Source organism: Halomonas sp. AOP12-B1-6 (genome assembly GCF_052379225.1).
GTDB lineage: Bacteria > Pseudomonadota > Gammaproteobacteria > Pseudomonadales > Halomonadaceae > Vreelandella > Vreelandella casei.
The window spans coordinates 763,665-772,233 of sequence record NZ_JBQSYK010000003.1; the positions used below are offsets into that span (position 1 = coordinate 763,665).

At 55.9% G+C, this 8,569-nt stretch carries 10 protein-coding genes; 6 read left to right on the plus strand and 4 right to left on the minus strand.

Annotated features, from left to right (window positions below; genetic code table 11):
* Nucleotides 1–49 precede the first annotated feature (49 nt).
* From hisH to ACT3TR_RS12565, 4 genes are read left to right on the plus strand one after another with little or no spacing between them, the layout of a single operon-like run.
* Nucleotides 50–691, plus strand: coding sequence for an imidazole glycerol phosphate synthase subunit HisH (hisH, locus tag ACT3TR_RS12550; RefSeq protein WP_444625071.1), 642 nt, complete (start codon nt 50–52; stop codon nt 689–691).
* An 11-nt stretch (nt 692–702) separates the two neighbouring features.
* Nucleotides 703–1,449, plus strand: coding sequence for a 1-(5-phosphoribosyl)-5-[(5-phosphoribosylamino)methylideneamino]imidazole-4-carboxamide isomerase (gene hisA, locus ACT3TR_RS12555; RefSeq protein ID WP_444625070.1), 747 nt, complete (start codon nt 703–705; stop codon nt 1,447–1,449).
* Complete coding sequence (hisF, locus tag ACT3TR_RS12560; RefSeq protein ID WP_096278011.1) at nt 1,446–2,219, plus strand: imidazole glycerol phosphate synthase subunit HisF; 774 nt, start codon at nt 1,446–1,448, stop codon at nt 2,217–2,219. Before hisA ends, hisF begins: the two co-directional genes overlap by 4 nt.
* Before the next feature lie 28 nt (nt 2,220–2,247).
* A complete protein-coding gene (locus ACT3TR_RS12565) occupies nt 2,248–2,754 on the plus strand; it encodes a hypothetical protein (protein WP_444625069.1) in 507 nt (168 codons plus the stop codon).
* Nucleotides 2,755–2,757: 3 nt separating this feature from the next.
* On the opposite strand, the gene ACT3TR_RS12570 is transcribed toward ACT3TR_RS12565, so the two are convergent.
* A complete protein-coding gene (locus ACT3TR_RS12570) occupies nt 2,758–3,360 on the minus strand; it encodes a YjaG family protein (protein WP_441684137.1) in 603 nt (200 codons plus the stop codon).
* A 95-nt stretch (nt 3,361–3,455) separates the two neighbouring features.
* Here ACT3TR_RS12570 and ACT3TR_RS12575 point away from each other — a divergent pair, with 95 nt between their 5' ends.
* Nucleotides 3,456–4,148, plus strand: coding sequence for a type 1 glutamine amidotransferase (locus ACT3TR_RS12575; protein ID WP_444625068.1), 693 nt, complete (start codon nt 3,456–3,458; stop codon nt 4,146–4,148).
* A gap of 64 nt (nt 4,149–4,212) precedes the next feature.
* On the opposite strand, the gene selD is transcribed toward ACT3TR_RS12575, so the two are convergent.
* The 3 genes from selD to ACT3TR_RS12590 form a co-directional block, all read right to left on the minus strand.
* Complete coding sequence (gene selD / locus ACT3TR_RS12580) at nt 4,213–5,250, minus strand: selenide, water dikinase SelD (RefSeq protein ID WP_444625067.1); 1,038 nt, start codon at nt 5,248–5,250, stop codon at nt 4,213–4,215.
* A gap of 53 nt (nt 5,251–5,303) precedes the next feature.
* Nucleotides 5,304–6,674: a DNA repair protein RadA gene (gene radA / locus ACT3TR_RS12585; protein WP_096278001.1), complete on the minus strand. Its 1,371-nt coding sequence runs from the start codon at nt 6,672–6,674 to the stop codon at nt 5,304–5,306.
* Nucleotides 6,675–6,836: 162 nt separating this feature from the next.
* Nucleotides 6,837–7,283 carry a copper resistance protein NlpE N-terminal domain-containing protein gene (locus tag ACT3TR_RS12590; RefSeq protein WP_441684134.1) on the minus strand — a complete coding sequence of 149 codons (447 nt, stop codon included), beginning with the start codon at nt 7,281–7,283 and terminating at the stop codon, nt 6,837–6,839.
* 167 nt (nt 7,284–7,450) lie between these two features.
* On the opposite strand from ACT3TR_RS12590, the gene hisC reads away from it, so the two are divergent.
* Nucleotides 7,451–8,512 (plus strand): histidinol-phosphate transaminase, encoded by a 1,062-nt coding sequence (hisC, locus tag ACT3TR_RS12595; protein WP_441684133.1) that lies wholly within the window; start codon nt 7,451–7,453, stop codon nt 8,510–8,512.
* Nucleotides 8,513–8,569 lie beyond the last annotated feature (57 nt).

Here is an 8,569-nt window from a genome sequence, read left to right on the forward strand (position 1 = left end):
GGTGCAGTACCACTAGCGACTACCCCTTTACTTCCACAAGGAGCGCTTCATGACCATTGCGGTGATCGACTATGGAATGGGCAACCTGCATTCCGTGGCCAAAGCGCTGGAACACGTGACGCATGAAAATGTTGTCATTACTCGCGACCCGCGACGTATTCTAGGCGCGACGCGCTTAGTGCTACCGGGCCAAGGGGCTATTCGCGACTGCGTTGGCGAACTTGAGCGTACCGATTTACGCGGGCTGGTGGATGAGATTTTAACGCGCCAAGATAAACCGCTGCTGGGTATTTGCGTGGGTCAGCAAATGCTGCTGGAGCGTAGCGAAGAAAATGGCGGCGTGGCATGTCTTGGGTTCTTTAAAGGTAGCGTAGACCGCTTTCCTAACGATATGCGCGACACCCACGAGCAACGCTTAAAAGTCCCTCACATGGGCTGGAATGTCGTCGAGCAGCATAACGACCACCCGCTGTGGGCAGGCATTGATAACCGTGAACACTTCTACTTCGTGCACAGTTACTATGTCAATGCAGAGGACGATGCTCAGGTGTTTGGCACGACTCAATATGGCAAGGTAAGCGCCCACGTCGCCATTGGCCGCGATGCTACCTTCGCGGTGCAGTTTCACCCCGAAAAAAGCTCCCGTGCCGGTCTTCGCTTACTCGAAAACTTTGTCACCTGGACGCCCTGAGAGGATTGTTTATGTTAGTCATTCCCGCTATTGATCTCAAAGACGGCCAGTGTGTACGGCTTAAGCAAGGCCGCATGGAAGACGCTACCTCCTACGGCGATGACCCGGTAGCAATGGCGGCGCGCTGGGTGGAAGCCGGCGCACGTCGGCTGCATCTTGTGGATTTAAACGGTGCCTTTGAAGGCAAGCCGGTGAATGGCGATGCCGTTACCGCTATCGCCCGCGCCTATCCCAACCTGCCGATTCAAATTGGCGGCGGCATCCGCAGTGCAGAAACGATTGAGCACTACTTAAGCGCCGGCGTCGCCTACGTCATTATCGGCACCAAAGCGGTGAAAGAGCCTGCATTTGTAGGCGAAATGTGCCGCGCATTCCCAGGCCATGTGATTGTTGGGCTAGACGCTAAAGACGGCTATGTCGCCACCGACGGCTGGGCAGAAGTGTCGACGATTAAAGCCACCGAATTGGCCAAGCGTTTCGCCAACGATGGCGTATCCAGCATCGTTTACACCGATATTGCCCGCGATGGCATGATGCAGGGTGTCAACGTTGACGCCACCGCGGCCCTTGCTCGCGAAGGCGGCTTACCGGTGATTGCTTCCGGTGGTGTAACCAATCTAGACGACATCAGAGCGCTGTGCGATGTCGCTGACAGCGGCATTTTAGGTGCTATCACTGGCCGCGCTATTTACGAAGGCAGCCTGGATATTGCGCAAGCGCAGCACCTGAGCGACCAGCTGACGGGAGGCCGCTCATGAGCCTCACCAAACGTATTATCCCCTGCCTGGATGTAGATGCTGGGCGAGTGGTTAAAGGCGTTAATTTTGTCGGTATTCGTGATGCCGGCGACCCGGTAGAGATCGCCCAGCGCTACAACCAGCAAGGTGCTGATGAAATCACTTTCCTGGACATTACCGCCAGCCACGAAGACCGCGACACCACGGTTGAGATGGTGGAGCGCATTGCGGGTGAGGTTTTTATTCCGTTAACCGTGGGCGGCGGAATTCGCACCTGTGACGACATTCGCACCATGCTTAATGCCGGGGCGGATAAAGTCTCGATCAATACCGCGGCGGTCACCAACCCCGACTTCGTGCGCGAAGCCGCGGAACGTTTTGGTAGCCAGTGTATTGTCGTCGCCATCGATGCCAAGCGAGTATCAGCCGAGGGGGAAACGCCGCGTTGGGAAATTTTCACCCATGGTGGCCGTCGCTCAACGGGACTCGATGCCATTGAATGGGCGAAGAAGATGGTGGAATTCGGCGCTGGCGAACTGCTGCTTACCAGCATGGATCGCGATGGCACCAAGATTGGCTTTGATCTAGGCGTGACGCACGCGATTTCCGAAGCGGTGAGCGTTCCTGTAATTGCTTCAGGCGGTGTGGGCAACCTGGATCACTTCGTGGACGGCGTGCTGAAAGGCGGTGCCGACGCGGTGCTGGCCGCCAGTATTTTTCACTTCGGCGAGTACACGATCCCTGAAGCAAAACGCTACATGGCGGAGCGCGGCATTGAGATGCGCCTTTAAGATGCCTCTCTTCAATCAGGAGCGGCGAATGCGCCGAGCATACCCATTGATGGGGTGGCTAGCTGGCATAGCGCTGAGCACGCCCGCCGCTGCGTTTTCGCTGCCTGACTGGCCACCTGCGCTGGAGTGGGATCACACGTTGGTACAAACCAGCCTTTATACACGCCACTTCAGCCCGGATCCTGAGCATAATAATCATCAGAATCTCATTAGCATTGAACTGCACAACCCAGACCGTTGGCTGGCGGGCGCGGCGTGGTTTAAGAACTCTTATGAGCAGCCCACGTGGTATTTCTATGCGGGCCGCGAGTTCCCTGTTTGGCAGTTTAGCCAGGGCTTGAACGTGCGTGCCAAAATAACGGGCGGGCTTTTACACGGCTACAAAGGCGAGTATCGCGACAAAATCCCGCTCAACCATCTGGAAGTGGCACCGGCCGTCTTGCCCAGTATCGGCATGCAGTGGGGGCGGTTTGAGTCCGATCTCATTATATTCGGAACCGCCGGAATGATGGTCACCGCAGGCGTGCGCTTTTAGCCGCTATTCATCACTCTCATCAAGCGTTAAACCCAAGTTACTGATACCGCCATTGCGACCCAGCTGACGCACTTCTTTCAGCGCTGCTTTATCCAGCGGTTCGCTGACCGCTTCCAGCACGGCATCCTGGAAGTCATTTTCATCGTCCATCAGCGGATGGTCACGGATAATCAGCGCCAACGCCTGAGCATCTTCTTCACCTTCAGTGAGCTCGATAAAGGCGCGTACGCCCGCACGTGAAGTGCGGCTCACATCTAGCACTGCCTCTGGAGAGTCGCCTTGCAGCGTATCAAGCAATGCCGAAAGCGACACTACCGCGTCTAGCGCACGGCGGGCACCAAAGCTGTCGTCGCCTTCAGGCGGCTCACACTCGGCTAACTTTTCCGCCTGACGGGCAAAATCGATACTGGCGCTAGGCACGCTCAGCCGCTCCCAAACCAAGCTCAGCACCGCGCTAAGCGTGTGACCGTCGCCCTGCCCGGTGGTTTGCTCATAGAGCGCGTAGTTGGGCAACAAGCGTTCGCAAAGCGCCGCCATAAAGGCCTGCTGGGCGGGTAACGAAAGCTCTTGTAGTCGTTGATAAAATCCTATGGGTTTAGGCGCCATGCGGAGTTCCTGAAGCTTCTTCTACGAAGTATTGGTGAAAAGTAGTGGGTGCGTTATGGTCATCAGATGATGGAATGGCCGGCGAGGAGATTACCATGCATATTCATCTGCTACAGCACGGCCCTGACCATGGCCCCGCCCGTTTAACGGATTGGTTAGCCAGTATGGGCCATAGTTACAGCACTTTTCATCTCTATGCGGATGAATTAACCCCACGCCACAATGAGGCTGATGCACTCATAGTACTTGATGGGCCGGAGGAGCTATTCAGCCAACCTCCACGCTGGCTCAAAGCCGCAGATAAACTAATCAACCGCTACCTAGATGGCCAAAAGCCGCTGCTGGGCATTGGCTTGGGCGCCCATTGGTTAGCGCGTGCGCTGGGGGCAGTGGTCGCTCCTGGAACCTATGCCGAGGCTGGCTGGCACACCGTGACGCTGGCGCCTGAAAGCACGTTCGATTTGCCAGAGACATTTAGCGCTTTCATGTGGCATCGCTTGGTTTTCAGCCTGCCGGATGAAGCCATTGCGCTCGGCGGTAGCGAAGCAGCACCGCTGCAGGGGTTTGCTTGGGACAGAGGCCGCGTCATGGGCCTGCTATGCCATTTAGAAGCCACTCCCGCTAGCGTCAACCTGCTACTGAGCAATACTCCGCGCCCACACGCAACATCTAAAACCGGCGGCCGCTATGTCCAGGATGATGCACAAATCACTGAAAACGCTGACCGTTTCATTCAGCTAGCGCCGCTACTGGATCGATTAATGACGCAGTGGCTTAAAGCGACATAACCGCTCAAGCACACCGCTAGCGGCCCCAGTCGCCGACATGAATTTCTGCCAGAGGAGATTAATATCACCCAATCACCTCGATGCTCGCCTTAGCGCTTCGCGAGGCCATCACGCCAAATGACTGTAAATCCAAGCCGTACTCTCGGCCAATGCGCATCACATCATCCTCCCAGGCAGGGTCAACGCTAATCAGCAGCCCGCCAGAGGTCTGTGGGTCGCATAGCCACTGCCAGTGCACCTCATCCATGGCGGGTAAACTCTCACCCAGGGCTTCGCGATTTTTCAGCGTACCGCCCGGCACGGCGCCTTTACGCCGGTATGCCTCAGCTTCAGCTAAGCGGGGCAGGCGGCGAAAATCAATGCGCGCCATCACGTTGCTCGCTTGACACATTTCAGTGAGTTGGCCGGCTAAGCCAAAGCCGTTGACGTCTGTCATGGCGTTCACTCCTTCGACCTCGGCAAGTCTCACGCCAATACGGTTAGCTTTCAGCATGGCTTCACGGGCCAGGCCGTGATGGCCGACTTCCAACCAGCCGCGCTTTTCCGCCGTGGTTAGCATCCCAACGCCCAGCGGCTTAGTTAAAAATAGCAAGTCGCCGGGCTTGGCGGTGCTGCTCAGCTTGAGCTTTTTGAGATCAACCAAGCCCTTCACGGCGAGCCCGAAAATGGGCTCGGGCGCGTCAATCGAATGACCTCCAGCCAGCGCAACACCAAGCTCGCGGCAGACCGCCTGAGCCCCCGCCATTACATCGCCGGCGACTTGCGCACTTAATTTATCCAGCGGCCAGCCCAGTATGCCCAATGCCATCACCGGCGTGCCGCCCATCGCATAAACGTCGCTGATCGCATTGGTGACAGCGATACGGCCGAAATCAAAAGGGTCATCAACTATTGGCATAAAGAAGTCAGTGGTCGCAATCATTCCGCGTCCATCGCCTAGGTCATACACTGCGGCATCGTCGCGCCCTTGATTGCCAACGATAAGCTGCTTATGGCCCGCCGCTGGCCCGGCCTTGGCTAGAAGACTGTCCAGCGCGTCGGAAGCAATTTTGCAGCCGGCCCCAGCACCATGGCTATATTGGGTTAAACGAATGGAACTCATCGTGTCTCTCCCTGGCACATTCATAATATCAGACGCTTTAAGGATAGCTCATGCTAGAGCGCGTCTAAGGCGTCACTTAATTTATCCACGGCAATGACCTCCATACCTTTTGGCGCCTGCTTGGGAGCGTTCGCGCGGGGTACAATAGCGCGTAAGAACCCGTGCTTGGCGGCCTCGGCAATGCGCTCTTGGCCGCTTGGCACCGGGCGTATCTCGCCTGACAGCCCCACTTCGCCAAAAACTACTAGCTCTTTTGGCAGCGCCCGATTTTGCAAGCTCGACACCACCGCCAACAGAACGGCTAAATCGGCGCTGGTTTCAAGCACCTTCACACCGCCGACAACGTTTAAGAAGACGTCTTGATCGCCGGTAAACAATCCGCCGTGTCGATTGAGCACCGCCAGCAGCATCGCCAAGCGGTTTTGATCTACGCCCACCGCCACCCGCCTTGGATTACCCAGTGCGGATTCATCAACGAGCGCCTGCACCTCAACTAAAATTGGCCGCGTACCTTCCCACACCACCATTACCAAACTACCCGGCGCCTGCTCTTCCTGGCGGGAAAGAAAAATCGCGCTGGGGTTTTTAACCTCTTTGAGGCCCTGCTCTAGCATCGCGAAGACGCCTAGCTCATTGACAGCGCCAAAGCGGTTTTTCTGGCCGCGTAGGGTGCGAAAGCGTGAGTCTGCGCCGCCCTCTAACAACAGCGAAGCATCAATCATATGCTCAAGCACTTTAGGCCCTGCCAGGGTGCCATCTTTGGTTACGTGCCCAACCAGCAGTAGAACGGTATTGGTTTTTTTGGCGAAACGCGTCAGCGCGGCAGCAGATTCACGCACCTGCGCAACGCCGCCAGGCGCCGAGCTGATATCTTCCAGGTGCATCGTTTGAATGGAATCAATCACTAGAATTTCGGGTTTTTCACGCTCAGATACCGCCAGAATGGTTTCTACGCTGGTCTCGGCCAGCATTTTCAGTCCGTTGGTAGGCAGCTGCAGGCGATGCGCACGCATCGCTACCTGAGATAGTGACTCTTCCCCGGTAACATACAAAATGCGTCGTTGCTGCGCTAATTTGCAGGCCGTTTGAAGCAGCAGCGTCGACTTCCCTGCCCCAGGATTACCGCCCAGCAACACCGCCGACCCAGGCACAAGCCCGCCGCCCAATACGCGATCAAACTCCGCAAAAGTGGAACTCATACGTGGCACTTCGCTGAGATCAACGTTGCCCAGGTCGATTACCTCACGCGAAAGATCTCCCGCGTAGCCTGACCGGCCGGAAGCCGCTCCGCCGCCTGGACGAGCACTCGCCAAGTGCACTTCGCTTAGCGTGTTCCACTCCTGGCAACTGCTGCACTGCCCCTGCCATTTGCGATATTCAGCACCGCATTCGGTACATACAAAGGCGCTTTTGGCTTTGGCCACTGAGATTACGCTCCCATGGTTGCTATGTCTGAGTCGCTTCTGGGCCGTCATATCCGACCCATTCTCTTCAAACTAATCTTTATTTAACAGAGCTTGATTGAGCCAACAGATATATATACAAAAGGCGGCCATCGGCCGCCTTTTGTACTACTGATTAACGCGTTACTGGCGCGTTAGCTGCAGCTTCTCACCATTTTCAAAACGGCGACGCTCAGGATCGATCAACTCCAACGTGCGCTCATCAATGCGCATGAAGTAGTAAATCTGGCCTTCGCCATTCGGCGTTAGCTCGTAAACGGTAGCATCTGGATCAGACGGCGTGCCTGTCAGTACTTCCCAGTTTCCGGCGTAGTTTTCATCCGGCGGTGTTTGGGGATGGTTACGGTAAGTCGCGTTTAGCGTGAACGTGCGTTCTTCAGCGGCGCTCATTTCTTCACCGACCATCGTGACATCCAGGTCAATACCGTCGCAGTTACGGCAAGGCAATGAGCCTTTGTAGTTAGCCTGCGAGGTAGCAGCCTCTTCCTGCTGCTGTTCCATTTGGCCGCTCGCACAGCCAGCCAGCAGTGCCAACATAGCCGAACCGGCTAGCAAACTCCTGAGTTGCATAGAGTGTCTCCTTAATCTCGTGTTGGACATCACATTTATTTACGCGCACTTGTGACAGCATAACTGCTACAAGGTGCGACGCACACCCCTAGCGATGCGAATGCTTGCGCTTCGTTAGTCTTCAAGCGACCATGGCATACCATCGCTAGGATAATCAGGTTACCGTCATGAGCCAATACTGGAGTCCGGCCGTTCGCGAACTTACGCCTTACGTGCCCGGCGAGCAACCACGCGAGCAGCTGGTGAAGCTCAATACCAATGAAAATCCTTACCCGCCGGCACCCGGCGTTGGTGAAGCTCTGCGTCATTACGCTACCGACCATCTCCGCCTCTATCCTGACCCAACCTCTGCCGATCTTCGCGAAGCGCTGGCGGAGAATTTTCAGGTGACGAGTAGCCAGGTGTTTGTTGGCAATGGCTCTGATGAGGTCCTCGCGTTTGCCTTTCAGGCTTTCTTTTGCCATCAGGCACCACTTGATGTACCGGCCATCACGTATAGCTTCTATCCTGTGTATGCCAACCTTTACCGCATAGAGCTGCGCAAGCATCCGCTCACGGCGAACTGGGAAGTCGATACAGATGCGCTTGCGGCAAACACAGAGCGCGGCGGCGTTATTTTCGCCAACCCTAATGCGCCGACTGGCCATGCGCACTCTCTAGAGACGATTGAGGCACTGCTTAAGCGCGTGACAGACCGAGTGGTACTCATTGATGAAGCGTACGTCGATTTCGGCGCTGAGAGCGCTGTGACGCTGGTTAATCGCTATCCTAACTTGCTAGTCACAGGGACATTTTCTAAATCTCGCAGCTTGGCGGGCTTACGTTTAGGCTATGCGGTGGGCTCAGAGGCGTTGATCGACGGCCTAGAGCGAGTAAAAGACTCCTTCAACTCGTTCCCCGTGGACAGCTTAGCCAGCGTTGTCGGCATCGCTGCCCTAAAAGACACCGAACACTTCGAGGCATGTCGCGAATATGTCATCACCACGCGAGAGCGTACTCGCCAGCGCCTTGAAGCACTAGGGTTTGAAGTGTTGCCATCGAAAGCTAACTTTGTGCTTGCCCAACATCCGAGCTTTGCAGGTGCTCAGCTGTACGCAGGCCTACGCGAGCGCGGCATTTTGGTGCGTCACTTTAATACCCCAGAGCTCAACAACTTCTTACGGATTACCATCGGCACCGATGATGAAATGGATAGTTTGATTGAGGCGTTACAGGCGATCTGCGCGTAACGCTTTAATTTGTAAATCCTTAACTGGGCGGCGCAAGCCGCCTTTTTTATCGACTGC